This window comes from Streptomyces sp. NPDC001828, assembly GCF_042892175.1.
Classification (GTDB): Bacteria; Actinomycetota; Actinomycetes; order Streptomycetales; family Streptomycetaceae; genus Streptomyces.
This window is the reverse complement of record NZ_JBIATV010000004.1, coordinates 217,138-241,587: the sequence shown is the minus strand read 5'-3', so window position 1 is coordinate 241,587 and position 24,450 is coordinate 217,138. Positions and strand designations below refer to the sequence as shown.

At 70.7% G+C, this 24,450-nt stretch carries 23 protein-coding genes; 6 read left to right on the top strand and 17 right to left on the bottom strand.

Going from position 1 to position 24,450, the window contains the following annotated elements:
* The first annotated feature begins 23 nt into the window (after positions 1-23).
* The 3 genes from ACFYZA_RS15305 to ACFYZA_RS15295 are packed head-to-tail and all read left to right on the top strand — an operon-like array spanning position 24 to position 4,706.
* Complete coding sequence (locus ACFYZA_RS15305) at positions 24-1,493, top strand: aldehyde dehydrogenase family protein (RefSeq protein WP_388490674.1); 1,470 nt, start codon at positions 24-26, stop codon at positions 1,491-1,493.
* Between the two features lie 42 nt (positions 1,494-1,535).
* On the top strand, positions 1,536-3,104 hold the full coding sequence (locus ACFYZA_RS15300) for an APC family permease (RefSeq protein WP_382584995.1): 1,569 nt from the start codon (positions 1,536-1,538) through the stop codon (positions 3,102-3,104).
* A 48-nt stretch (positions 3,105-3,152) separates the two neighbouring features.
* Positions 3,153-4,706 carry a GMC family oxidoreductase gene (locus ACFYZA_RS15295; RefSeq protein WP_388490671.1) on the top strand — a complete coding sequence of 518 codons (1,554 nt, stop codon included), beginning with the start codon at positions 3,153-3,155 and terminating at the stop codon, positions 4,704-4,706.
* Between the two features lie 62 nt (positions 4,707-4,768).
* Here the strand turns inward: ACFYZA_RS15295 and ACFYZA_RS15290 are convergent, their stop codons facing one another.
* From ACFYZA_RS15290 to ACFYZA_RS15220, 15 genes are all read right to left on the bottom strand, one after another.
* A complete protein-coding gene (locus tag ACFYZA_RS15290; protein ID WP_388490668.1) occupies positions 4,769-5,653 on the bottom strand; it encodes a hypothetical protein in 885 nt (294 codons plus the stop codon).
* Positions 5,650-6,444 (bottom strand): tyrosine-protein phosphatase, encoded by a 795-nt coding sequence (locus ACFYZA_RS15285; protein ID WP_388490666.1) that lies wholly within the window; start codon positions 6,442-6,444, stop codon positions 5,650-5,652. The genes ACFYZA_RS15290 and ACFYZA_RS15285 overlap by 4 nt, the downstream gene beginning before the upstream one ends.
* 3 nt (positions 6,445-6,447) lie before the next feature.
* A complete protein-coding gene (locus tag ACFYZA_RS15280; RefSeq protein WP_388490665.1) occupies positions 6,448-7,815 on the bottom strand; it encodes a hypothetical protein in 1,368 nt (455 codons plus the stop codon).
* Positions 7,812-8,774, bottom strand: a complete 963-nt coding sequence (locus ACFYZA_RS15275; RefSeq protein ID WP_388490663.1) for an ATP-binding cassette domain-containing protein — start codon at positions 8,772-8,774, stop codon at positions 7,812-7,814. The genes ACFYZA_RS15280 and ACFYZA_RS15275 overlap by 4 nt, the downstream gene beginning before the upstream one ends.
* Entirely contained in the window at positions 8,775-9,542 is a 768-nt protein-coding gene (locus ACFYZA_RS15270; RefSeq protein ID WP_388490662.1) for an ABC transporter permease, read from the bottom strand.
* 39 nt (positions 9,543-9,581) lie between these two features.
* Complete coding sequence (locus tag ACFYZA_RS15265; RefSeq protein WP_388490660.1) at positions 9,582-10,394, bottom strand: ABC transporter permease; 813 nt, start codon at positions 10,392-10,394, stop codon at positions 9,582-9,584.
* Positions 10,387-11,925: a hypothetical protein gene (locus ACFYZA_RS15260; protein ID WP_388490658.1), complete on the bottom strand. Its 1,539-nt coding sequence runs from the start codon at positions 11,923-11,925 to the stop codon at positions 10,387-10,389. The genes ACFYZA_RS15265 and ACFYZA_RS15260 overlap by 8 nt, the downstream gene beginning before the upstream one ends.
* A 40-nt stretch (positions 11,926-11,965) precedes the next feature.
* On the bottom strand, positions 11,966-12,550 hold the full coding sequence (locus tag ACFYZA_RS15255) for an adenylate kinase (RefSeq protein ID WP_382584968.1): 585 nt from the start codon (positions 12,548-12,550) through the stop codon (positions 11,966-11,968).
* Position 12,551: 1 nt separating this feature from the next.
* A complete protein-coding gene (locus ACFYZA_RS15250) occupies positions 12,552-13,214 on the bottom strand; it encodes a 2OG-Fe(II) oxygenase (RefSeq protein ID WP_382584965.1) in 663 nt (220 codons plus the stop codon).
* 1 nt (position 13,215) lies between these two features.
* On the bottom strand, positions 13,216-14,334 hold the full coding sequence (locus ACFYZA_RS15245; RefSeq protein ID WP_388490656.1) for an aminotransferase class I/II-fold pyridoxal phosphate-dependent enzyme: 1,119 nt from the start codon (positions 14,332-14,334) through the stop codon (positions 13,216-13,218).
* The gene (locus ACFYZA_RS15240; RefSeq protein ID WP_388490654.1) at positions 14,331-15,692 is read right to left on the bottom strand and encodes a B12-binding domain-containing radical SAM protein; all 1,362 of its coding nucleotides are present in this window, start codon (positions 15,690-15,692) and stop codon (positions 14,331-14,333) included. Before ACFYZA_RS15240 ends, ACFYZA_RS15245 begins: the two co-directional genes overlap by 4 nt.
* A gap of 5 nt (positions 15,693-15,697) precedes the next feature.
* The gene (locus tag ACFYZA_RS15235; RefSeq protein WP_388490652.1) at positions 15,698-16,900 is read right to left on the bottom strand and encodes a DegT/DnrJ/EryC1/StrS family aminotransferase; all 1,203 of its coding nucleotides are present in this window, start codon (positions 16,898-16,900) and stop codon (positions 15,698-15,700) included.
* 38 nt (positions 16,901-16,938) lie between these two features.
* Positions 16,939-17,820: a DUF6071 family protein gene (locus ACFYZA_RS15230; protein ID WP_388490650.1), complete on the bottom strand. Its 882-nt coding sequence runs from the start codon at positions 17,818-17,820 to the stop codon at positions 16,939-16,941.
* Between the two features lie 22 nt (positions 17,821-17,842).
* On the bottom strand, positions 17,843-19,312 hold the full coding sequence (locus ACFYZA_RS15225; protein WP_388490647.1) for a carbamoyltransferase: 1,470 nt from the start codon (positions 19,310-19,312) through the stop codon (positions 17,843-17,845).
* 300 nt (positions 19,313-19,612) lie between these two features.
* Positions 19,613-20,158: a GrpB family protein gene (locus tag ACFYZA_RS15220; protein ID WP_388490645.1), complete on the bottom strand. Its 546-nt coding sequence runs from the start codon at positions 20,156-20,158 to the stop codon at positions 19,613-19,615.
* Positions 20,159-20,449: 291 nt separating this feature from the next.
* Here ACFYZA_RS15220 and ACFYZA_RS15215 point away from each other — a divergent pair, with 291 nt between their 5' ends.
* Positions 20,450-21,580 (top strand): FAD-dependent oxidoreductase, encoded by a 1,131-nt coding sequence (locus ACFYZA_RS15215; protein ID WP_388490643.1) that lies wholly within the window; start codon positions 20,450-20,452, stop codon positions 21,578-21,580.
* 228 nt (positions 21,581-21,808) lie between these two features.
* Positions 21,809-22,156, top strand: a complete 348-nt coding sequence (locus ACFYZA_RS15210) for an STAS domain-containing protein (protein WP_382584942.1) — start codon at positions 21,809-21,811, stop codon at positions 22,154-22,156.
* A gap of 47 nt (positions 22,157-22,203) precedes the next feature.
* Here ACFYZA_RS15210 and ACFYZA_RS15205 read toward each other — a convergent pair whose 3' ends face one another.
* On the bottom strand, positions 22,204-22,425 hold the full coding sequence (locus ACFYZA_RS15205; protein ID WP_382584939.1) for a hypothetical protein: 222 nt from the start codon (positions 22,423-22,425) through the stop codon (positions 22,204-22,206).
* A 719-nt stretch (positions 22,426-23,144) separates the two neighbouring features.
* Between ACFYZA_RS15205 and ACFYZA_RS15200 the strand changes: the two genes are divergently transcribed.
* Positions 23,145-23,750 (top strand): hypothetical protein, encoded by a 606-nt coding sequence (locus ACFYZA_RS15200; protein WP_382584937.1) that lies wholly within the window; start codon positions 23,145-23,147, stop codon positions 23,748-23,750.
* Between the two features lie 92 nt (positions 23,751-23,842).
* Here the strand turns inward: ACFYZA_RS15200 and ACFYZA_RS15195 are convergent, their stop codons facing one another.
* Complete coding sequence (locus tag ACFYZA_RS15195) at positions 23,843-24,337, bottom strand: HD domain-containing protein (RefSeq protein WP_388490640.1); 495 nt, start codon at positions 24,335-24,337, stop codon at positions 23,843-23,845.
* Positions 24,338-24,450 lie beyond the last annotated feature (113 nt).

The following is a 24,450-nucleotide window of genomic DNA, read 5'->3' as shown; positions in this document are numbered from 1 at the left end:
ATGGCCTGACCTGGAGGATTGCCATGCCCGAGCTGTTCATCGCCGGCCGGTGGACGGCGGCTGCGGAGGGGCACAAGCGGGAGATCAGGTGTCCCGCCGACGGCACCCTGGTCGCCCAGGTGGACGAGGCCGGGCCGCAGGACGCGGCCGCCGCGGTGGCCGCCGCCCGGGATGCCTTCGACCGCGGCCCATGGCCTCGCACCGCCGTCATGGAGCGGGCCGCGCTGCTGCTCCGCGTCGCCGACCTCCTCGTGCGCGACAAGGCCGACTTCGCCCGGGCGGAGTCGCTCGACACCGGCAAGCGCCTGGTCGAGTCCGAGTACGACATGGACGACATCGCCAACTGCTTCCGCTACTTCGGCAACCTCGCCGCGGCCGGCGGCACGGACCGGATCGTCGACACCGGCACCCCGACCGTCGACAGCCGCGTCGTCCATGAGCCGGTCGGCGTCTGCTCCCTGATCACACCGTGGAACTACCCGCTGCTGCAGACCGCGTGGAAGGTCGCACCCGCGCTCGCCGCGGGCAACACCTTCGTGCTCAAGCCGAGCGAGCTGACACCGCACACCGCGATCATGCTGATGAGGCTCCTCCAGGAGGCCGGTCTTCCGGACGGCGCCGCCAACCTGGTGCTCGGCACCGGAGCCGTGGTCGGCGCGCCGCTGACCACGGACGAGCGGGTCGATCTGGTCTCCTTCACCGGTGGCCTGGCCACCGGCCGGAGCATCATGGCGGCCGCCGCCCCCACCGTGAAGAAGGTCGCCCTCGAACTCGGCGGCAAGAACCCCAACATCGTCTTCGCCGACGCGGACTTCGACACCGCCGTCGACTACGCGCTCATGGCCGTCTTCCTGCACTCGGGGCAGGTCTGTTCGGCCGGTGCCCGGCTGCTCGTCGAGGACGAGCTGCACGACCGCTTCGTCACCGAACTCGCCGCGCGCGCCGGGCAGATCCGCATGGGCGGCCCCTTCGACGAGCACGCCCGCACCGGCCCCCTCATCTCGGCCGCGCACCGCGACAAGGTCGAGGCGTACGTCGCCGCCGGTGTCGCCGAAGGCGCCGTGCTGCGGCTCGGCGGTGCCCGGCCCGACGACCCGGCGCTCGCGAACGGCTTCTACTACCCGCCCACCATCCTCGACGAGTGCACCCCGCAGATGTCCGTCGTCCAGGACGAATCGTTCGGGCCGGTCGTGACGGTCGAGCGGTTCCGGGGCGAGGCCGAGGCCCTCGCGCTCGCCAACGACACCGTCTACGGCCTGGCGGGCGCCGTGTGGACGACGGACGAGGGCCGGGCGCACCGGTTGGCCGCCGGCCTGAAGGTCGGCACGGTCTGGATCAACGACTTCCACCCCTACGTCCCGCAGGCCGAGTGGGGCGGCATGAAGCAGTCCGGAGTGGGCCGCGAACTGGGCCCCGCCGGACTCGCCGAATACACCGAGGCCAAGCACATCTGGCGCAACACCGCGCCCGAACCGCAGCGCTGGTTCGACTGACCATCAGCGCGCCCCTGCCCGTACGGAACGAGGAGACCTGCCATGGCGGACATCCCGCCCGGCCCGGACGAACCGGCCAAGAACGCGTCCTCCGACCAAGACGCGGCGCTCACCGAGCTGGGCTACAAGCCCGGACTCAAGCGGACGCTCGGCAACTTCCACACCTTCGCCGCCGGGATCAGCTACATCTCCATCCTGACCGGCACCTTCCAGCTGTTCTACTTCGGCGTCAGCTTCGGCGGCCCCGCCTACTGGTGGTCCTGGCCGATGGTCTTCCTCGGGCAGCTGATGGTCGCCCTGTGCTTCTGCGAACTCGCCGCCCGTTTCCCGGTCGCGGGTTCGGTCTACAACTGGTCCAAGCACTCCGGCGGCCCGCACGTCGGCTGGCTCGCGGGCTGGATGATGACGGTGGCGACGATGGTGTCGCTGGCCGCCGTGGCACTCGCCTACCAGCTGACGCTCCCTCAGATCTCCAGTATCTTCCAGGTAGTCGGCGACGGGACGGGGAAGTACGACAAGGCCGCCAACGCGGTTCTGCTCGGCACGATCCTGATCCTCTTCACCACGCTCGTCAACGCGTTCGGCGTCAAGCTGATGGCCACCATCAACTCCGGTGGCGTCTTCATCGAGCTGGTCGCGGCCGTGGTCCTCGTCGTGCTGCTCGCCGCGCACATCACCCGCGGCCCGAGCGCCATCGTGCAGACGGACGGCTACGGGCAGGGGCAGTCGCTCGGCTATCTCGGCGCGTTCCTGACCGCCTCGCTCGCTTCGGCGTACGTGATGTACGGCTTCGACACGGCGTCCTCGCTCGGCGAGGAGTCCGTCGACCCGTCCCGCAACGCGCCTCGCGCCATCCTGCGGGCCCTCATCGCCTCCTTCCTCCTCGGCGGCCTGATCCTGCTCTTCGCGCTGCTGGCCGCTCCCGACCTGCACGCCAAAGAGCTGTCCGTGGACGGGCTGCAATACGTGGTGAAGGCCGCGCTCGGCCACACGGTCGGCGTGGTCGTGCTGTGGTGCGTCGTCATCGCCATCACCGTGTGCGCGCTGTCGGTGCAGACGGCGGGCCTTCGCCTCGCGTTCGCGATGGCCCGGGACAACAACCTGCCCGGCGGCTCGAAACTGGCCCGGCTCAGCCCGCGGTTCCAGACGCCCGTCCTGGCCACGTGTCTGATCGGGTTCGTCGCCATCGTCATCCTGGTCGTCAACATCAACCAGCCGCAGATCTTCTCCGTCGTCACCAGCATCGCCATCGTGATGATCTACATCGCCTATCTGCTGGTGACGCTCCCCCTGCTGGTCCAGCGGCTGCGCGGCCGCTGGACGACCTCCCCCGGCCACTTCTCGCTCGGCCGGTTCGGGGTCCCGGTCAACATCCTGGCCGTGCTCTGGGGCGCCGCGATGACGGTCAATCTGCTGTGGCCGCGCGCCGCCGTCTACAACGCCACCGGCCCGCAGCACTGGTACCTGCGCTGGGGCGGCGTCCTGTTCGTCGGCGTCGTCGGCGTCGGCGGCTTCCTCTACTACTGGTTCATCCAGCGCAAGCAGACCGGGGTGCTCGCCGAGCATTCCGCCGCCGGCCCGTCCGGACCGATGGGCCACGGCGCACCGTAGGAGCGCACGACAGACCGTGCGGGACAGGCCGAAGGAGAAGGAGCAGACGTGGACGAGTTCGACTATGTGGTGGTCGGCGGCGGCACCGCCGGATGTGTCGTCGCCGCTCGGCTGAGTGAGGACCCGTCGGTCACGGTCTGCCTCCTGGAAGCGGGGCCGAGCGACGTCGGCGACGACAACGTCCTGCGCCTTGAGCGCTGGATGGGCCTGCTGGAGTCCGGCTACGACTGGGACTACCCGGTAGAGCCGCAGGAGCACGGCAACAGCTTCATGCGGCACGCCCGCGCGCGGGTGCTCGGCGGCTGCTCCTCGCACAACTCCTGCATCGCCTTCTGGGCACCCGCCGAGGACCTCGACGCCTGGGCCGCGGCCGGCTGCACGGGCTGGGGCGCGGCCGAGACCTTCCCGCTCTACCAGCGCCTTGAGACCAACGATGGGCCGGGCGACCACCACGGCCGCTCCGGCCCGGTCAAGATCCGTACGGTCCAGCCCAACGACCCGTGCGGCAGCGCCGTCCTCGAGGCGTGCGCCCAGGCCTCCATCCCCACCGCCACCTTCAACAGCGGCACCACGGTCCTGCGGGGCGCGGGCTGGTTCCAGATCAACTCCGACGAGAACAACATGCGCCAGTCGTCCTCGGTCGCCTATCTGCACCCCGTACTCGGCAAGCGCCCGAACCTGGAGGTGCGCACCGGGATCCGGGCCAAGCGGCTGCTGATCGACGCCGACCGACGCTGCACGGGCGCCGCCTACCTCGATCCGGATCTGGTCCACTCCCGTACGGTCACCGCGCGCCGCGAGACGATCGTCAGCTGCGGCGCGATCGACACCCCCAAGCTGCTGATGCTCTCGGGCATCGGGCCGGCCGGCCATCTTCGGGACGTGGGTGTGGACGTGGTCCTGGACGCCCCCGGCGTGGGCGAGAACCTCCAGGACCATCCGGAGGGAGTGATCATGTGGGAGGCCCGGCAGCCCATGGTGACCACGTCCCAGCAGTGGTGGGAGATCGGCATCTTCGTCGACACCGTCCCGGACCTCGACCGCCCGGACCTGATGTTCCACTACGGCTCGATGCCGTTCGACATGAACACCTACCGGCGCGGCTACCCGACGAGCGAGAACGCGTTCTGCCTCACGCCCAACGTCACCCGGGCCCGCTCACGCGGCACCGTACGGCTGCGGACGCGCGACTTCCGCGACAAGCCGCGCGTCGACCCGCGCTACTTCACCGACGAGCACGACGTCCGGGTGATGACGCACGGGCTGCGTCTCGGCCGCCGGATCGCCGCGCAGCCCGCGCTCGCGCCGTGGGCGGGGGCCGAGCTCGCGCCGGGGCCCGACGTACAGACCGACGACGAGCTGCTGGACTACATCGCCACGACGCACAACACCGTCTACCACCCGTCCTGCACCGTGAAGATGGGCGCGGACGACGACCCGAGCGCCCCGCTCGACGCCCGGCTGCGCGTGAAGGGCATCGCGGGTCTGCGGGTCGCCGACGGCTCCGCGATGCCGGACCTCGTCACCGTCAATCCGTGCATCACGACGATGATGATCGGCGAGAAGTGCGCCGACATGCTCAAGGAGGACGCCAAGGGCTAGCAACGGGCATACGAGATGGGCGAGTTGGGGCTCTCGGGCCAACGGGGCGCCTCCCGGCCCCTTCAGGCGGCGCCGAGCCGGTCCCGTACCGCGCTCTCGTAGGCCACCAGCAGTTCCTCGGTGATGAAGTCCCGCACGTGGTAGTGGAAGGGGGCCCCGATACGGGTCCCGTCGATCCGTAGGGCCAGTCGGTCATCGAACCCGTAGCTCACGTAGGGGCGCCACTCGCGGGCCGACTCCGGCACGCCGGGCCAGCCCTGGACGCAGGCCTTCATGTGGACGAAGTGCGGTGTGCCGGGCCGCGGGCCGCCCGCGACGGCTTCGAGGCCGTTGTCCCGGATGGCGAGCAGGAGGGCGGAGTCGGAGGAGAACGGCACGTCCGGGCGGCCGAAGTGCCGGGCGCAGGTCCCCTCCCAGTCCTTCAGGTAGTCCGACATCGTGGCGAACAGCCGCTCGGCGACCGGTCCGCGCCGGAAGTAGAAGAACCCGTTGTGCAGGTCGGGCAGTCCGATCCGGTAGAGCTCCTTGCGCAGCGGGTTGTGCGCGATCGGCTCCTCGCGGTAGGTCACGGCGGTTCCGCCGACGATGTCCGCCTCCGCCATCACGTCCCACCAAGGGGAGACGTCGTCGAAGAAGAGGGTGTCCGCGTCCACGGTGACGCTCTCCTCGTACGGGCTGAGGTCGTACATCCGCACATAGTTGTCCACCCGCCAGGACCGGTCGACGAAAGCGGGCCGTACGTCCGGGATCGCGATGACATGGTCGAACGCGTCCCGGTAACGCGCCGGGAAGTCCTGCGACTCCGGCACGATGACGCTCAGGCCGGTGACGGTCGACTGCGTCAGCCGCAGCGACAGCGCGAGGCAGTAGGCCATGCGCAGGTAGTCGGAACCACTGTGGTTGAAGGCATGGGTGAGGTAGCCACGTCGCGGGTGTCGTGGGGTCACGTCAACTCCTCGCTCGATGAGGTGGGCCGAACGGCGACACCGGTGCGCCCGGTGCCGGTCGTGGGGGCGCGGTGACCGGTCAGGACGACGCGGCGGGCCCGGCGCGCGGTGTCCGGACTCAGACCGTGGCCCATGAGGAACCGCAGGACGGAGCCGTGCTCGCGTTCCAGGTCGCGCAGCAGCGTCCACAGCACGAACCCGGGAGCGGCGGTACGCGCGGCCAGCTCCCGCACGCCCAGATCGCGCGCCCATGCCATCGACCGCGCCGTGGCCGGGTCCCTGCGGAACAGCCGGGCGGTCAGGGCGTGGTCGCGGGCCAGTTCGGCCCGGCGTACGCCCAGGGACCGCAGGGCCAGCGCGCACACGACGGAGGTGCGGTCCTTGCCGGCCGAGCAACACACCAGGAGCGGAAGGCCCGTTGGCTCGGCGAGCAGGCCGACGAGTTCCGCGGCGGTGGGAGCGGCCAGCCGGGCCAGCTGCCGGTAATAGGCCAGGTAGTGGGAAGGCTGGGGCGCGGCACTGGACTTGATCACCGATCGGTCCGTGACCAGCGGCCTGGAGAGCACCGTGACGTCGCGGGGTGACGGTTCGCCGGGGGTCTCGCGGCGGTCGCGCAGGTCGACGACGAGCCGCAGCCCGACCCGCTCGGCCAACGGACCCACCGCGACTCCGGCGCCCCGGTACAGCAGCCCCGACCCGACCCGAAGTCCGGTGCCGTCGCGCAGGCCCGCCAGGTCCCGGGTGTTCGGCGCGCCGGGGACGACGCGGGTGCCCGTGGAGGGACGGTGCACGGTTCAGGCCTCCGTGATGTCGGCGCCCAGGCCCACGAGTTGGCCGACCAGGTCGGCATAGCCCCGGGCCAGATGGCCCACGCCCGCGAGGTGGGTGGTTCCCGGCACGTGCAGCGCGGCGAGGAGCAGGACCGCCGCAGCGCGGAGATCTCCGGCCAGCAGCCTGCGCCCGGGCACCGCCGCCGACCAGGGGCCGTGGAGGGACACGGCTCCGTCGCGGACGTCCAACTTGACGCCCAGTTCGGCGAGTTGGTCCGCATAGCCGAACCGGTTGGCCCACACCGTGTCCCGGATCCTGGACCTTCCCTCGGCGAGGCTCGCCAGGAGGGCGATGAAGGGGTGGCTGTCACTGAACACCCCGTCGGCGGCGACCAGGACGTCCACCGGGGCCAGCGGGGTGCGGCCCGGGCCCACGGTGAGGGTGTCGGTGCCGGCTTCCAGGGGCACGCCCAGATCGCGGAGCACCCGTAACTCGGGTGCGAGCGCCCGCACCGCCCGGTCCATGCCCGCCCCGTGGACGGTGAGGCCCTCCGGGCACAGCACCGAGGCACAGCACCAGGTGACCACCTCGATCAGATCGGGGGGAAGGACGGCCCGGGACGCTCCGGCCGGCAGGTCGGGCAGGCCGTGCACCACGAGCCGGCCCGGGGCCGGTTCCTCGATGCCGACGCCGGCCTGGCGCAGCAGCGGCAGCATGTCGAGGACATCGGGTTTGCCGTAGACGTGGTCGAGCACCGTGGTGCCGCGTGCCACCGCGGCGGCCAGCACCGCGACCTTGGTCGCGCCGGAGTGGTAGGGCCCGCTGCCCAGCGGCGTCCAGTAGTCCGCGAGGTCGATGGCGCAGGCGCGCAACCCGCCGGTGACCGCCACCGTGAAGCCGCCGTCGTCGAGCGTCCGGCCGCGCGCGCCGAACCGGCCGAGCACGTCGACGTAGTGGGAGACCGGGCGCCTGCCCTGGCTTCCGTCGCCGATGCGGCAGCCCCCGGTGCCGGGGACGGTCACGGAGCCGAACCGGGCCAGCAGCATCGGCGCCAGGTAGACCGAGCCGTGGATGGCCGCGCTCAGTTCCGGGTCGAGGGAGTTGGTGGCGATGCCGGACGCGTTGAGGGTCAGCGTCGTTCCGGTCAGTAACGCCGAGCCGCCCATCCGCTCCACCAGCGCGGCCAGGGTCGGGGTTTCGGCGATCATCGGGCAGTTGTCGATGCGCGCCGTGCCCTGTCCGAGGCACGCCGCGGCCACCGTGGTGACCAGGGAGTGCTTGAAGCCGGAGGTGGTCACCGAGCCGTGCAGGGGGCGCCCCCCGCGCACCGTCAGCTCGTCGGGTACCGCGGTGGGGACGGGGGCGGGTTGGTGGGTCACGCGGTAGCTCATCGGTACTCCGTCTCGTGGAGGGCTCGGACCAGGTCTTCGACATCGGGCTCGTTGATGGTCAGGTCGACGATGCGGGCCTGCTTCGCGATCTCCACGATGAGCTTGTCCGGTGACAGCGACGCGCTGGAGAAGGTCAGCCACTGGCGGGGGCCGTCGACCTTGCTGACCCGCGCGCCGGTGACCCGCAGGGGCGGGCCGGCGTCCGCCAGGTCGACCACCAGGGTGCGTTCGAGGCCGTGCGCCATGAACAGCCTCGTGATGGAGTCGTCGCAGATCAGCTTGGAGCGGGAGAGCAGGAGCAGCCTGGAACACATGCGTTCCAGGTCGGCCATGTCGTGGGTGGTCAACAGGATCGTGACGCCCTGCTTGCGGTTGATGGTGGTGAGGAAGTCGCGGATGCGCTGCTTGGCGAGCACGTCGAGGCCGATCGTGGGTTCGTCGAGGAAGAGCACGTCCGGGCTGTGGATCACGGAACCCGCCAGCTCTCCCCGGATCCGCTGGCCGAGGCTGAGTTGACGCACCGGTACGGGCAGCAGGGCCGCGAGGTCCAGCACGTCGACGAGCTCGTCGAGGCGCTCCCGGTACGCGAGGGGGCCGACGCGGTAGATGTACCGCAGTTGCTCGAAGGAGTCCCGCAGCGGCAGGTCCCACCACAGCTGGACCCGCTGGGCGGACATCGTTCCGATGCGGTGGGCGGTTCGGGACCGGTCCTCGAACGGGTCGTGGCCGAGCACCCGCACCTGGCCGCTCGTCGGCGCCAGCACCCCGGTCAGGAGCTTGATCGAGGTGGACTTGCCCGCGCCGTTGGCCCCCAGGTAGCCGACGAACTCCCCTGCGGGCACCGTGAAGTTGAGGCGGTCCACGGCGGTCACCTCGGTCCGCGTCCTGCGGAATCTGCCGGTCTTGCGGCGCACGGTGAACGTGCGGGTGACGTCGCGCATCTCCATGGCGTCTGCCACTCAGCCTCCTGTGCTTCTGTAACGCCGGACGGATGTACGCCACACCGCCGCGGCGGCGGCCGCGGGCAGGAGGGCCACCACGGGCGAGGCCAGGCCGGCCTGGCCCGGCAGTCCTGCCGCGTCCGGTTTGCCGAGCACCCAGCAGACCGGCAGGTACGCGACGAACCCGATGGGGATGACGAAGAGGACGAGCGTCCGCAGCCAGGCCGTGTAGATGTCGAGCGGGTACTGGACGAGGAAGGCGGTTCCGGCGGAGAAGACGCCGCCGATGTCGTCCGAGCCGCCCGTCCAGAACGAGAGGGTCACGGCCATCGTCCACAACGACCCCATGATCACTGCCCCGCACACCACCGCCGACGCCAGCACCAGGACCCTCCCCGTGGTCCACTGCGTCGCGGGGAAACGGGTCATGACCACGGCGAGCACGATCACCGCCTGGATCAGCCGCCCGGCACGGCGCAGCAGGAAGTCGGTCGCGAGCAGGTGGACGAAGGTGGGGCCGGGCCGGACGATCAGCGTGTCGAACGAGCCGTCACGCACCATCGCCGGCAGCTGGTCCAGGCTCCCCAGCGCGAGGTCGCACAGGGCGTAGGACAGCGACGAGACGGCATACAGGAGCAGCACCTCGTCGGCCGTCCAGCCGCCGAGGCGGGAGATGTTGCCGAAGAGGATGACGATCGCGGCGAAGTCGAGGCCGGTGAAGGCGAAGTTGCCGGCCAGCGACAGCGCGAAGCTGGTCCGGTACTGCATCTGTGCGCGTATCTGCACGCGCACCAGCCTGAGGGCCAGCTTGAGAGTGAACACCGGTCAGCCGCCCTGGATCACGACACGGCGGCGGGCGACGGCGAGCAGCCACCGTCCGGCCGCGAGGAGCAGCACGGCCCACATCGCCTGCGTGGCCAGCGCCCCGGCCGTCCCCGAACCGGCGTCGTGACCGGTGAAGACGTCGACGGGGACCTGGATGATCGAGGGGAACGGGGTGGCCGCGGCCACGGTCCGCAGCCAGCCGGGGAAGAAGCCGGTCGGCATGACGAAGCCCGACAGGAGGTTGACCAGGATGACCGCGATCAACGCCACTCCCCGGTAGTCCAGGAGCCAGAACGAGGACAGGCTGTAGAGGAAGCGGAAGAGCGTACTCACCATCACCGCCAGGGCGACGCTGACGACGAACGCCAGCCAGGTCAGCGGATCCGCCGGCCCGGTGAGCCCGAAGAACACCCAGCCCACGATCATCGGCGGCACGCCTCGGTGGAGCAGATGGAACCAGGCCCGGCCCAGGTCGGCGGCCAGGTACGCGGACTGCAGGTTCACCGGCCGGACCAGGTCCGCCACGATCTGGCCGCTGCGTACCCGTGCGGCGAACTCGGAGTCGCCGTAGATCCGGACCACGGCCATCAGGCCCTGCACCAGCCACACATAGGTGACGGCCTGCGCGACGCGGTATCCGCCGATCTGATGGGGCTCGGCGTAGATGCCTTTCATGATCGCCGAGCGGAGCACGCCGAACAGCACGGTGGTGCCGAGGCCGACCAGTGTCGCCTTGGCGTAGACGGAGTAGCGCCGGTAGCCGTAGCGGGCCAGCACGGCGTGCGTGCGCAGGGGCGTGGCGGTGCTATCCATGGGTGCGCTCGTAGGCCCTGATGGTGGCTCGACGGAAGTACTGGTGGATCTCGTTCCGCGTGGCGCGGCCGGCGAGGATCGCGTCGACGGCCTGACCGGCGGTTCCGCCCCTTCCGTCGGACCCCAAGTCCTCGCTCCGGTCGAAGAGTTGCTCGGCGTGCCGGGCGAACTCCGTGTTGCCGCGCAGCCAGTGCTCGATCGGCTTGTGCTCGTTGGTGGCCGGTACGGCGATGCGGCACGGAGCCAGTGCCGGCCGCTTGCGTTCCAGGAGGGTGTCGTAGAAGCGGTTGCCGACCCGCCACGCGTTGGGCAGGTCGAGGGCGGACTCGAACACGTCGACGTCTTCGAACACCGAGAAGTGCGGGGTCCTGCCGAAGGTGTGGAAAAGGCCGCCCTGTTTGACGGTCGTGCTCATGCTCTGGAAGTTGAAGCCGCGTCTGCGCTGCACGCCCGAGCCGCCCAGTTCCGACAGTTCGGCCGTGATGTCCGCGACGACCGCTTCGGCGGCGGACGGCCCCGCCGGCTCCTTGGCCAGCTCGCGGAAGAGGTCCTCGGCGATCCCCCGATCGCCTTGCGGGCCCTCCTCGGGCTGGTGGCCCTTGTCGCTGAAGAGGTGGTCACCGAGACGGCCGGACAGCAGCGCGCCGGAGCCCGCGACCAGGCCGTCACGGCCGGGCAGGTACTTGCACCACTCCAGGTCCGCCAGCGGCTGGTGCCGCACCGACTCGTCGAAGTACCGCGGCATCTCACGGTTGCGGCCGGGGAATTCGAGCGGTACGCCGAGCACCCGGGCCACCTCCTCGGCCGCACGCGCCGCGCTGCTGTCCCGCTCTCCGAAGAAGTAGCCGGTCATCTTCGTGCCGGCGGCGGCGCAGGCGGCGCCGGTCACACGCGAGTCGTGTCCGCCGCTGATCCCGAGCAGCGCGGGGCCTGCCGGCCCGGTGTGTGCCTCGATCCGGCGTCCCGCCCGCTCGATCAACTCCCAGCAGTGGTGCACCGCTTCGTCGAAGTCGCGGGCCGCCGGGTCGAAGCGGTACCGCCAGCTGCGGCCCCTGCGCACCGCGCCGTCGCCGAACGCCAGCAACGCCCCCGGCGGCATACGGCGGACTCCCCGGGCGAAGGTCCTGCCGTTCACCGTCGCCCCCAGCACCCGGAACGCGTCCGCCGCCCGCTCGTCCAGGAGCCGGGCCGTCGCGGGGACCCGGCCCAACAGCGCGGCGAAGTCGTTGCCCACCGCGAAGTGGCGAACGGCCCTGTCCGGGCCGTCGATCCAGGCGTAGAGGTCGCTCACGCCGAGGTGGTCGTTGAACGCGAGCAGCCGCGTTCCCCGCGGGCCGGCGCTGAGATACGCCCCGGCGTACGTGCCCTTCACCCGCGCCCCGTCGCCGAAGACGGACTGCGGATCGGCGGCGCGGCGCAGCAGGTCCAGGAGCCGTGCGGGGGTGACACCGGTGTCCGGGTGGAGCACACCGTCCAGGACGAGGAGATCGTGACCGTGCCGGCCGAGCACGATGACCTGACCCTCCGTCATGAGTCTTATGCCTGGCAGGCCTTGCTCATCGGCCGCCTCGTCACTGACCACCAGGAACATCGCTCTCCCTCACGTCGTCGTGGACCGCGCGCTCCGCTCCCGCTGCCACGCATCGGCCGCCCAGCCCCGCCAGGAACGCCGCCACCTCGGCCGGGGTGCGCAGTCGCACCACGGCGCCGCCGAACCCGGCCAGCAGCAGCCGTTCCCGCTCGCGGCGGACCCGGAAGTCGAGCAGGACCTTCACCGCGGGGTGCCGTCGGCTCAGGACCCCGCGCCAGGTCTCCCGGTTGCCCGCCCACAGCGGCTGCCGGGCCAGCAGCCGGTGCGCGGTGCGGCGCAGGACCCGGCGCAGCACCACGGGACGGCTCAGCTCCAGCCAGACGGCGGTGTCCGCCCGCGCCCACAGCCGCGCCAGGATCTCGGGGTAGGCGGTCGAGTCGACGACCCAGCCGTCCGTCGCGGTGAGCGTCGCGACGTCGTCGGCGAACGACGGCCGCACTCCCCACCGGGGGCCGTGCCGCAGTGCGTCGACTTCGATGTGCCGCAGTCCCAGCCGTTGCGCCAGGACCCCTGCCAGCGTCGTCTTGCCCGCGCCGCAGATGCCCACGATCACCACGTTCCGCATCTCAGTACCGCTCCGCGCCCGGCGCCCCGGGGGGCCGGGCGAAGTGGACCAGCAGGGTCTTCCGGTCGTGGGTGCCGGACCCGGTGACCGGCGGCACCGCGTGCCACGCATCGTCCGTGCGGACCATCAGCACCGAGTGCCCGGCGAGCGGGAACACCTCCTTGCTCCAGTCGTCCATGTCGGCCGACCGCAGCACCCGCAGCGCGCCGGACCACTCCGGCCGCCAGGTGTCATTGAGGTAGAAGAGGTGGGTCACCACCTTGTCGGGGCGGTCGACATGCGGTTCGATCCAGCAGTTCTCCGCGTAGCGCACCATCCGGATGTCCAGCACGGTCCCGGTGAGGTCGACGCCCGTACCGGCGCTGACGGCCGCGCGATAGGCGGCGCTCGTCAGGTCGGCGAGCAGCAGCCGCCAGGCCGGGGGCAGCCGGTTCACGTTCTCCTCGTCCGGTACCCCGAACCGGACGAGCTGGTAGTTGTAGGTCCGGTAGCGCTTGCGGTCCGGCCCTCCGTCCTCCCGTACGTCGTAGTGGAAGCCTTCGGTGGGGAACTCCCTTACCAGGGAGTCCTGTTGAGCGAGGAAGCTGTCGTTCAGGACGGCGTGCGGGTAGGGCTCCGGCGACAGCGGTGCGGAGCCGATGGCCGCGAGATTGAGCAGGGACATCTCAACTCCTCGTCTGCGTGCGCAGTCCGGCCAGGGCGTTCATGACCCGGCCGACCGCGGACATGCTCGGGGTGGCGACGCGCAGCCCGCCGGAGAACCCGGGCACGCCGTTGAGGAGCCTGGTGCGGATGCCGCGCCCGAGCAGCTCGGCGTACACCCGCTCGGCGTCCTGCGGCTCCGCGTCGAAGGCCACGAAGTTCGCCTCGGTGGGCCGCGCGGACCACCCCGGCAGCATCCGCTCGACACCGGAGGCGAGTTCGGCGCGTGCCCGTCTCACCTCCGCCCGCGCCGAGCGGAACACGGCGGGTTCGGCCAGCGCGCGTTCCAGCAGCGCGAGGCTCACGTGCGACAGCATGCCGTCGGGCGACCAGCGGGCCAGGTAGTCGACGACCGACGCCTCGGCCAGCACGGCCCCGACCCTGGCGCCGGCCAGGCCGTGGCTCTTGGAGAAGCTGTTGATCCGCACGGCGTTGTCCCACCCCGCCAGGCCCTCAAGGGTGGATTCCCCGTCCTCGGCGTAGGCGAGGTAACAGGTGTCGACGACCAGGATGCTGCCGTGCTCATGCGCCGCCGCCACCGCCCGGGCGAGCTCGGCGCGGGTGTACAGCTGCCCCGTGATGCTGTCGGGCTGGGTGATCACCAGCACGGCCGGGCCTGCGGACAGCAGCCTCTCGATCAGCGGCTCCACGGGCAGGGGTGCCCGCTGGGGCAGGTCGACGGCGTCCAGGCGGAAGCCGAAGCGCGCGGCGCAGTGCGTCCAGCTGTCGAAGTGCGGCCGGGCCACGACGAGGCGGCGCGCCGGGGCGGCCAGTGCCTCCGCGACCACGTGGATGGCGTGGTCGGAGCCGGGGGTCAGCAGCACGCGCGGAGCGGCCTCGCCGAAATGGGCCGCGACCGCACCGACGGCCGGAGCGGTCAGGGGGTACTCGACGACGACGCCGGGGTCGAGCCGCCCGAGCTGGTCGGCGTACCAGCGTGCCACGGCCGGGTGCAGCAGTTCGCAGCTCTTGAGGTTGAGCTGACCGCTCACGTGGCTGCGGCGCCGGGGTTCGAGGGCGTGCATGGCGGCCGTGGTGGGGAACCAGTCACGCAGGGACGGCCGGGGCGCCGGGGCCGTCATGACCGGGAGCCCGCCGTCGACCCGGCCTCGCGCCGCTGGGGGACGGACTCGTCGACGTGGGTGGTGCGTCGTTCACGGCCGAAGATGATGTCGTAGGCCCGCCGTCGCTCGGCCGTGTCGGGGAAGACGCCCTCGGGGAGGATCTGCCGGTTGTGCAACGAGATGGCGTCCGCGGACATCCCCGGGCGCAGCAGCTCGTGCGGGCTGTACATCGTGGGGCGCACCCGCCCGCCCAGGGCCCGGACTTCGGCGATGGCCGCTTCCGCGTCATCGACCGCTGTCCCCGGCAGCCCGACGATGACGAAGCAGTTCAGCTCGATGCCCGCCCGCTCGCACCAGGCGGCGAGCGCCTCGACGGCGGTCGTCCCCTTGCGCTTCAGCCGTGGCAGCGCGGGGTGTCCGGATTCCGCCAGCGTCTCCACACCCACGCTGATCCGCACGCATCCGCTGCGGCCCATCAGGGCCACGAGTTCCTCGTCCAGGTGGTGGACGGTGGTCGCGCACTTCCACGGGTAGCGCGCGCCCCGCTCCACCAGCTCTTCGCACAGCCGCACCGTCCAGGCCCGGTTGAGGGTGAACGTCGGCGCGTAGAAGGCCACGTACTCGAACGGCAGCGCGGCGAAGGACTCCTCGATGTACCGCACCACGCGCTCCACCGAGGCGCGCCGGTCCGGCCTGCCGAAGACGGCGGGGACCTCGCAGTATTCACAGCCGACGGGACAGCCCCGCGCCGCCGGGACAACCAGTTCGCGGCGGCCGGGGATGCCGCAGAACTTGTTCTGGTCGTCGCGGTAGAGCCAGTCGTAGGCGTGGTACGGGATCTCCCGCACGTCGGGCATCACCCAGTCCTCGTCGGACAGCACGGCGCCCGGCCGGCCGGGCTCGTTCCACTGTCCGTCCACGCGCAGCCAGACCCCGGGCACCGTGCCGGCCGCCACCCGGCCCGCGTGCACGGCCCGGACGTACGCGGACACCGCGGGTTCGTAGTCGCCGGGGCCGACGATGGCGTCGAGGTCGAAGTGGGTGAACAGCTCCGGGCGCATGCCGCTGAGCCGGCCGAACGTCACCAAGCCTGCGGTGGGCGCCAGATGGCGGGCGTAGGAGAGCAGGCGGGTCAGGCCGTCCACCCCGTCGAGGTCGTTGGCGACCGCCACCACGTCGTAGCCGCCCTGGTGCAGGCGGTCGCCGACCTCTTTCCAGGTCAGGGATTCCACCGAGGCGTCGAGCGTGTCCACGTGACCGACTTCGTCGAGGCGGCGCAGATGACCGGCCACGCTGTAGAGCAGGTTGTGGTGACCGGCGTTGAAGTAACTGAGGATCTGGGGCGGCCAGATCACGAGGACGCGTAAGGGGTTCATGACCGTCAGTTCCTTGGGGTGTCCGTCGGATGGGGGTGCCGTGCCGTCGTGGGGCCGTCGGCAGCGGTGGTGCGGGCGGAGCGGCGGTCTCCGATCGCCGCCACCGCGGCGCGTACGGCCCGTGCCACGGTGGCGAGTTCGGCTTCGGTGATGCCGGGGAACAGCGGGAGGGACAGGCACTGGGCGGCCAGTGCCTCGGTCTCGGGGAGCCCCTCCGGCACGGTCCGGAACTCGCCGAACGGCTTCAGGGCGTGGACCGCCGGCGCGTAGTGGACACGCGTGTCGACACCACGCCGTGCCAGTTCCGCCCGCAGCGCGTCCCGCTCCGGGTGGCGCACCACGTACAGGTGGTACGCGTGCCCGCTCTCCGGGGCGGGGAGCACCGGGCCGCTGCCGTCGAGCAGGCGGCGGTAGCCGTCAGCGGCGCGGCGGCGCGCGCGGACCCAGTCGTCCAGGTACGGCAGCTTCGCGTTCAGTACGGCGGCCTGGATGGCGGCCATCCGCCAGTTGTGGCCGACGGTCACCACCTCGTCGACCTCCCGGCCGTGGTCGCGCAGGGCCCGCGCCCGCCGGGCGACGCCCGCGTCGTCGGTGACCACCGCCCCGGCGTCCCCTGCGGCGCCCAGGTTCTTGGACGGGTAGAAGCTGAAGCAGCTGATGTCCGCGTACGCGGCGGCCGGCCGACCCTCCCAGGTGGCCCCGTGCGCGTGCGAGGCGTCCGCGATGACGGGGATGCCGTACTCGGCACCGATCGCCGCCAGTTCCCGCGGGCCGGCGGGCCGGCCGTACAGGTGCACCGGCACGATGGCCCGGGTCCGGGGGGAGATCGCCGCTCTGATGTGGTCCGGCCGGGCCGTCAGGGTGACCGGGTCGATGTCCACGAACACCGGCCGTGCGCCGGTGTGCACGATCGCGGCGGCGGTCGCCACGAAGGTGGCCGCGACGGTGACGACCTCGTCGCCGGGCCCGCAGCCGACGGCGGCCAGCGCGCACTGCAGGGCGCTGGTCCCGGAGGACGTGCCGACGCAATGGGCAACGCCGTTGTACTGGGCGAACCGCTGCTCGAAGGTGTCGATCGCACGGCCGTGGACGAAGTCTCCGTCGGTGACGACCTCGTCGATGGCGGCGCGGAGAATGTCCGTGAGGGCGGTCCGCGCCAGGTCGTTGAAGGGGATCCGGCCGCCGGCCGGCGCCCTGTTGGTCGTCACGTGTGGTTCCTCCGCTCGCGGGCGGTCCGCCCTGCGGGTCAGGGGTAGATGTACGGGTCGGAGCGGTCGGAACGCCGGGTGCGCGAGCGGGTACGGCGTGACCTCACGAATCTGCCGATGCGTTCGGCTCCCTTGCGGTCGTGGCGTCTCACCGCCTTGACGCCCCCGACCACGGGCAGGCCCGCCTCGTCGAGCGAAGCGTGCCCGACGCTCTCCAGGTGCTCGGCGTTCTCGGCGCCGAGGTGCCCCGCCATCGACGTGGCCCACAGCCGGTGGCCGGTCTCGTTGGGGTGCTGCACGTTGACGGCGTTCGGCCGGCGGCGCACGAACTGGGCCATGGCCGGATCGGCCGGGTCCGGGCGGAGGAAGACATCGCCCGTGAGCGTCGCCTGCACGCAGGTGTTCCGCAGGTGCTCGGGGACGCCGGGCACGAGGATGCCGTTGAAGAACGCGTGCGCGACGCCATGCTGCTCCAGGAAGGCGTGCAGCGAGGCGACTTGGGTGACGTAGCGGTCCTCGGCCTCCTCCCGGGAGACCGCGGTCTTCCGGTACGCCGTGACGAGTCGGTCCAACTTCCTTATGTCGTAGGCGTGATGGGGCACTACCTGCCGGTACTCCCCCGCGACATGGAACTCGCGCCGGGCGGGGTGTGTCCAGCCCACTGTGACCATCAACGCCCTTGGTGACAGGCCTTGTTGGAGCCAGCGGGCGACGAAGTCGATCGTCGTGCGCACGATGCGGTCGTTGGACCCGCTGGGCATCGCGTCGTTGTACACGCCGTCGGCGTCGAGCATGGCACGCAGCTGACCCGGCCAGCTGTAGCGCCAGCGGTACTCGTGGTCCAGGCAGACTCCCGTCGAGGGGTCGTCGGCCAGTTCGGACCCGTAGGTCATGGAGCAGCCGTTGGCGTAGATGTACACCTTCCCACCGCCTTCCCCCACGTCAGAAAACCGGAACCTGGTACTTCCTCGCGAAGTCCTGGGCGTCCTGCCAGGTGTTGACCAGCGGTTGGCCCCGGATGTTGAGGCTCGTGTTGAGCAGCATCGGGCAGCCGGTGCGCTGGTGGAACAGGGATATGACCTCGTGCAGCAGCGGATTCTGGTCGCGGCGCAGTGTCTGCACTCGGCTGGTGCCGTCCACGTGGCAGACCGCCGGGTACGCCTCGGGCTCCCGGCACGCCACCACGTACTGCATGTACGGGGCTTCGCGGACGGGCATCTCGAAGATCTTGTCGGCGTACTCGGCCAGGACGACCGGCGCGAACGGCCGGTAGCGCTGCCGCTTCTTGATCGCGTTGACCTTGTCCTTGGTGGCCGGGTCACGAGGGTCCGCGAGCAGGCTGCGGTTTCCCAGCGCTCTCGGACCGTACTCCGCACGCCCGTTGGCGAGGCCGACGATCGAGGTGTCGAGCAGGGCGTCGACGATCCGGGCCGGGTCGGTCCGGCGCTGGATGTCGTGGCCGAGATAGGGGCCGTCCCACGGAATGAATTCGCGGGTGTGGGCGGCCAGCGCGCCCAGTGCCGAGCCGGCGTCCCCGGGGTTGGGCGGAATCCAGATGTCGTCGAACAGGCCCATGCCGGCGAGCCGCCCGTTGAAGAGGCAGTTCAGCGCTACGCCTCCCGTGTACACCAGGTTCTTCGACGGAACCGACCGGGCGACCCAGCGGAAGAGCCGGGTCAAGAACTCCTCCAGTACGGCCTGGGCGCTGCTCGCGAGATCGGGTGCCTCGGTGATCTCCGGATGCCAGCGTGGTCCGAGACCCCGGTGCAGGCTCCGCTTCAGTGCGAAATCCGGAGCGTCCCTCTCACTGAGCAGTTCCGTTTCGAGGAGTGCGCGGTGCCGGGGTTTTCCGTATCCCGCCATGCCCATGAGGATGTACTCCTCCTCATTGGGCTTGAGTCCGGCGCGCTGAGTGACCGCCGAATAGAACAGACCGAGACTGTGTGGATACCGGACGGAATGCACCTTTCTCAGGCGACGATTCCGCGCGTGCCACACGGTCAGCGTGTCCCATTCACCAATGGCGTCGACCACGACCACCGCCGCATCGCGGAACGGAGACGTGAAATACGCGCCCGCGGCGTGCGATTCATGATGGGAGACGAAGTGGATCGGCTTACCGCGCAGCGCGGGGAACCGCTGGATATAGCGCTGCGGACCGGCGCCGAGCGCCGCGGACACATTTCCGGCCCGGGCCTGACGCAGTCGCTTGAGCAAAGGGCGCTCGTAGTAAACGACCCCTTCGACCTTGTCGACGTGCTGCAGGGCGTCATCCAGCAAAGCCCCGTTCAGGAGAGGGTCGTTCTTCTTCCTGCTGTACCGCTCACTGTGCGACGCGAATACGATCCGGCCGTTTCTGAGGACAGCCAATCCCGCATCGTGCGCAAGACAGCTGACACCGACAAGAGCCACCCGCACCTTCCTAACGCTGGACTGTGTCTCCACCGTCCCTGCCCTGACTGTCTATCAGTTGAGGACCGGTTCAGCGGAACAGGCATACGTCAGCCTACGTACCGTCGAGAGATCGGCACAGGTGTTTTTTGGTCGCCAAAAAGACGATTCCGATCCTGTGATCCCGCGCGAGAATGGATCTTGATTACCGATGACCGCGATACGACGCCCCGGTGAACCAGCCGCCTGACCTCTGCGTTCTCCAGCCGCACGGCGGGGAACCCGGGCACCCCGTGACAGGGAACCGGCCGCGGCCTCGGGTCAGGCCGGATGCCGTCGGCCGCTCCCCGCCGATCGGTCGGCGTGGGCGCGCGTCTGCGCCAGCACACCCTCGACGAACGCGGTTTTCCCCGTGCTGTACGCGGCCCGGTCATGGCGGTACCGGGCCGCGAGATCCCGCTTGAGTTCGTCGTAGCGCCGCGCGCTGTCCGCGTGCGTCCGAAGGAAGTCACGGAAGGCGAGATGGCGGGCCAGTTCCGGGCTGTCGGCGGCGCACACATAGAGATGGTGGACGGGTGTCCCGGCAGGCGCGGCGAAGGCTTCCCGCCCGGGAATGCCCATGTCCCCTTCGTGTGCGTACCCCAACTCCCGCAAGGCTTCCACCGCCTCGGGCATCGACGCGCGCGTCGGAATGACGACATCGATGTCGATGACCGGCTTGGCCGACAGGCCCGGGACGGCTGTGCTGCCGACGTGCTCCACCCGCAGAATCAGGGAACCGAGACCCCGCCGAACAGTGTCGGCCAGCCCTGCGAAAACCAGGGGCCACTGCGGGTCGTACTCCACGATGTACACCGGCTCGGGCATGCGATCGTCCTCCCCAAAGACCTGCCCCGCTCGCGCCGGGCTCTTTCCGGATGGCTTGTATGCATCTTGCATCCTTCGGCTGCCCGAAGTGTAAATTATACCTTCGCAATTGGCCGGGCGATCTGCGCCCGGAGACCTCAATTCTGCTGCCCTCCAGGCCGTGCGGCACCAAGGAAATGACACGGATTCACGGAGGCACTACGAGACCCGCTCCTGGCCGGCCGCCCTCGGGACGGGGGGAACCGCGCCGCCGCGGAGACCACTTCTTCACGAGCGATCCGAAGGAGCACTGTGCAGGGAGACCGCGTGGCGGTGGTCGGCGGAGGGATATTCGGCTCGACAGCCGCACTGGAGCTGTCCCGAAGCGGATACTCCGTCGTGCTTTTCGAGCAGAACCGTACGTTGTTGTCGTCGGCGAGCAGAGCCAACCAACGGCGACTGCACCGTGGTTATCACTATCCACGCGGGATGGACACGGTCGCGGCGGTGTTACGCGCGTTCGGCGCCTTCAAGGCCGAGTACGGTGCGGCCATCTACCACGGGTCGGCGCACTACGTGGCCATCGCCCGCAGGAGCAGTCTGGTGACGGCCGACCGCTACCTTGCCTTCTGCGACGGCGTCGGGCTGCCGTACCGCGAGGAGTACCCGCCGTTCCTGCGAAGGTCATCGGTCGAGCTGTCGCTGCGCATCGCGGAGGCACACATCGACATCGACGAGCTGCGTCGCCTGTGCGCCGCCAAACTCGCCACCGCGGGCGTGGAGGTACGGCTGGGAACCCGGGCCGCCCGGCGCGACCTGCGCGAGTTCGACCACGTGGTGCTGGCCACGTACTCCTCGATCAACGACATCCACCCGGGGCCGGTCTCGGCCATGCCGGAGTATCAGTTCGAGGTCTGCGAGAAGCCGCTGGTCTCCCTTCCCCCCATGTACCTCGGTCACAGCCTGGTCGTCATGGACGGCCCCTTCATGTGTCTGGACCAGGTCGCCGGCACGCGCCATTTCCTCCTCGGCAACGTCGACCACGCCATTCACGCCACCACGGTGGGCAGGTTCCCGCTCGTTCCCCGTGCGCTCATGCACCACGTGAACGCCGGGCTGGTCCGCAGTCCCCGGGTGACCCGCTTTCCCGACTTCCGTCGCTTCGCCCACGAGTTCGTGACCGGCTTCGACGAGGCCCGGCACCTGGGCTCCTACTTCACCGTACGAACGGTCCTGCCCCACGTGGAGACCACGGACGACCGCCCCACCCTGGTGCGGCGCCTGGACGAGCGGAACGTCGCGCTGTTCGGCGGGAAGATCACCACGTGCGTGGACTCCGCCCGCCAGGTCGTGGCCCTCCTCGGCCAGGATCCGCCCGCGAAGGCGCGCCGCCGGGACGAACAGGCCCATTCCCAGGCCCACTTGACGTCCCCGCGTCACTGAACTCCGCGAGGTCGCCGGACGTCGCCGTGGCCCCCGCCTCTCCAGCTCGGGGCCCGACCACGAGACAGAGCCGTGTGTCCGAGCCGGCGGTGGCGGTCAGCCAGAAGATGGTGACGTCGGTCAGGATCGCGCCGGGCAGCGCGGACCGCGGGGGTGGTTCACCGGCGGGACCGAAGCGCGGGAAAATAGGGCGCGTGCCCAGACCCCGCACAGCAGGAGCCCAGCCCCATGCCCGATAGCAGTTTCCGCCCCGACCCCGTCGCAGCCCAGTACGCGAGGGGCGGCTCTTCGGTCGTCGTCGCCCGCGGCGAGCTCGACGTCGACACCGTGCCCCTGCTGGCACAGGCCCTGGAACGGGCTGCCGCCGCAGCGCCGGTGGTGGTTCTGGACGTCGGCGGCGTGACGTTCGCTGACTCCACCACGCTGAATCTGCTCCTGCGCACCCACCGGGCCACCACACTGCGCATCGCCGCGCCGCAGACCCAGCTGCTGCACCTCCTGGAAGTCACCGGCGCCGACCATGTCCTCCGCCTCTATCCGAGTACGGACGACGCCTGCGCGGCAGCGGCTTCCTGAGGCAGCGGCCGGATCCTCGGCGTCGGCCCGCACCTTGACCGGCGACGCTAGTCGCCGGTCCCGCTGTCGTCGTTCCAGCGGGGGTCCGACCCCCACTGCTCGTTCCGCGCCTTGGCTGTCTCCATGGCGTGGGAGGCGTCTTCCTGACTTGCGTACGGGCCCATGCGGTCGGCGCCCCGGCACTGCGGGCCCTGTTCGACCGTGCCGTGCTCCAGGCAGTAGAACCACTCGCCGGACTTGTCACCGGCCGTTTGCTTGATCTCGGACATGCCCCACGACTGCCCCCGCCGAGGCGCGGCAATCACGAGGCTCCACCGAGTGCCGACCATGGGCGGGCGAACGACGGGCTCGACAGCTTGGGGCCGGGATGCCGACCAGGATCGTCATCGACGCGCTGGACGTGGCACGCGGGAACCGCTTCTGGCAGGAAGCGACATGAGGCAGGACCGGCGGACTCAAGCCCGGAAAACGGGCGAGTTCCCGCGACCCTGCGGGAAACGAGTACCACCTCACTTCCTGACCCCGCGCGCCCCACGGCCGCCCCGTCGAAGCCCCGCGCGGCGATGCCGTGCCTTGCGCCCCATCAGGAAGTGACAAGGCGTCAGATCGCAACCAGCGGAGCGGGCTACACGCGGCAAGTGACCCGTGTCACAGAAAGCCCGGCGGGTATCCGGCCGTTGAGGGGTGCGAGCGGCGCGCCCCGTAGGGGCGGGAGGCGACGGCTATGGATGCGAAGCCGGACGCGTCACCGCCCCGCCCAGACCGCACGGCGGGGCGGTGAGCAGACGGCCCGAGGCGGTGCCGCCCCCGCGACGGCGGCAGCCGCGACCGACCGTGACCGCGCGCATCTCCCAGTCGTCCACGAGTCCCGCGTACCGTCAGGGACCTGCCGAGCCCCGCCGTCACCCCGTCACTCCCGCAAGCTCGACCGCCCCGCCACCCGGCCCGCCCTTTCGTCGATGTCACCGCTGGAACAGGGAGAATGTCCATGCGTCTGTACGCCCAGACCCCGGCGCGCCGGAGTCGTCAGCTGATCGCGGATCTGATCGCTCTGCTCCTGATCGCGATCACGGTGAAGTTCGCCCTGGTCGTCCGCGAGGCGATCCTGACGCTGGCCGAGCCCGGGCGGAAGGCCCAGAGCGCGGGTGACAGCCTCGCCTCCAATCTCGGGGACGCCGGGGACGCGGCCTCCAAGGTCCCCTTCGTGGGGGGCTCGTTGAAGAAGCCGCTCCAGTCCGCCGCCGACGCCGGCACCAGCCTCTCCGACGCCGGCCGGTCGTTGCAGGACACGGTGGGGCAGATCGCCACGCTCACCACGATCGCCCTGATCGTTCTTCCCACCGCCGTCATCCTGGTGCTGTGGCTCGTTCCGCGCATGCGGTGGATGCGGCGCACCGCCACCACCCGTCGCCTTCTCGACGCCTCCGGCGGGGCCGACCTCCTCGCCCTGCGAGCACTGACCGGCCCCCAGCGTCCTCTGGCCGCTGTCCCCACTCCGCCGGGCGGCCTGGCCGACGCCTGGCGTCGCGGAGACCCGGACGTCATCGCCGATCTGTCGACCCTGACGCTCCGGCGAGCCGGTCTTCGACCCTGACGAGCGGGCAGCGGTCAGGACCCCGGCCCACTGCCCGCTGCCCGCGCCGGGGACACGCACGAGCATCCTGCCCATACATGGCCGGCCTCTCCTCAACTCTCGTTCAAGAGGCCCGGGTTGACGATCGCGACGATGGCCTCGACGTCCCGTTCGTCCACGGCCGCCCACAACAGGTCCCGTGCGGCCCGGTACTTCACCGCGAGCCGCGTCCGCAGGTCCGGGGGAAGCCCGCCCGTCCGGTCGGGGCGGCTGTTGTGCGCGTTGTCGGCGATCTTGACGAGGGTGGCGTCCCGGTCGGCGGTGATGCGCCGGATCTTCGCTTCGTACGGGACGCCGTCCTGGTTGGTGACGGCCTCGACCACGGAAACCACCTGCGGCGGCACTCCGGCGGCACGCAGCCGCTCGCCCGTCCACCCGGTGTCCTCGATGACGTCGTGCAGCAGCCCCGCCATGACCAGATCGTCTCCGAACGGGACGAGACCGGCGGCAACGGCACGGACGTGCTCGACGTACGGAACGCCGAGCTTGTCGACCTGCCCCTCGTGCGCGCGGCTCGCGAAATCGTCGGCTTCCGCCACTGTCCGCATAGCGACTCCCGCACCGAGAACTGGAATGACCAAGGCGCTCGGCGCATTGATGGCGAAGCCGGGAACCGCATCAGGTTGGCGTCCAGCGACGAGCCCCTGACACGTTAGTACAC

What these genes read in the sequence shown, in the direction of transcription:
- ACFYZA_RS15305 (WP_388490674.1), top strand. Translation starts at nt 24, where the DNA reads ATGCCCGAGCTGTTCATCGCCGGCCGGTGGACGGCGGCTGCGGAGGGG.
- ACFYZA_RS15300 (WP_382584995.1), top strand. Translation starts at nt 1,536, where the DNA reads ATGGCGGACATCCCGCCCGGCCCGGACGAACCGGCCAAGAACGCGTCC.
- ACFYZA_RS15280 (WP_388490665.1), bottom strand. Translation starts at nt 7,815, where the DNA reads ATGAGCTACCGCGTGACCCACCAACCCGCCCCCGTCCCCACCGCGGTA.
- ACFYZA_RS15265 (WP_388490660.1), bottom strand. Translation starts at nt 10,394, where the DNA reads ATGGATAGCACCGCCACGCCCCTGCGCACGCACGCCGTGCTGGCCCGC.
- ACFYZA_RS15260 (WP_388490658.1), bottom strand. Translation starts at nt 11,925, where the DNA reads ATGACGGAGGGTCAGGTCATCGTGCTCGGCCGGCACGGTCACGATCTC.
- ACFYZA_RS15255 (WP_382584968.1), bottom strand. Translation starts at nt 12,550, where the DNA reads ATGCGGAACGTGGTGATCGTGGGCATCTGCGGCGCGGGCAAGACGACG.
- ACFYZA_RS15250 (WP_382584965.1), bottom strand. Translation starts at nt 13,214, where the DNA reads ATGTCCCTGCTCAATCTCGCGGCCATCGGCTCCGCACCGCTGTCGCCG.
- ACFYZA_RS15245 (WP_388490656.1), bottom strand. Translation starts at nt 14,334, where the DNA reads ATGACGGCCCCGGCGCCCCGGCCGTCCCTGCGTGACTGGTTCCCCACC.
- ACFYZA_RS15240 (WP_388490654.1), bottom strand. Translation starts at nt 15,692, where the DNA reads ATGAACCCCTTACGCGTCCTCGTGATCTGGCCGCCCCAGATCCTCAGT.
- ACFYZA_RS15220 (WP_388490645.1), bottom strand. Translation starts at nt 20,158, where the DNA reads ATGCCCGAGCCGGTGTACATCGTGGAGTACGACCCGCAGTGGCCCCTG.
- ACFYZA_RS15210 (WP_382584942.1), top strand. Translation starts at nt 21,809, where the DNA reads ATGCCCGATAGCAGTTTCCGCCCCGACCCCGTCGCAGCCCAGTACGCG.
- ACFYZA_RS15205 (WP_382584939.1), bottom strand. Translation starts at nt 22,425, where the DNA reads ATGTCCGAGATCAAGCAAACGGCCGGTGACAAGTCCGGCGAGTGGTTC.
- ACFYZA_RS15200 (WP_382584937.1), top strand. Translation starts at nt 23,145, where the DNA reads ATGCGTCTGTACGCCCAGACCCCGGCGCGCCGGAGTCGTCAGCTGATC.
- ACFYZA_RS15195 (WP_388490640.1), bottom strand. Translation starts at nt 24,337, where the DNA reads ATGCGGACAGTGGCGGAAGCCGACGATTTCGCGAGCCGCGCGCACGAG.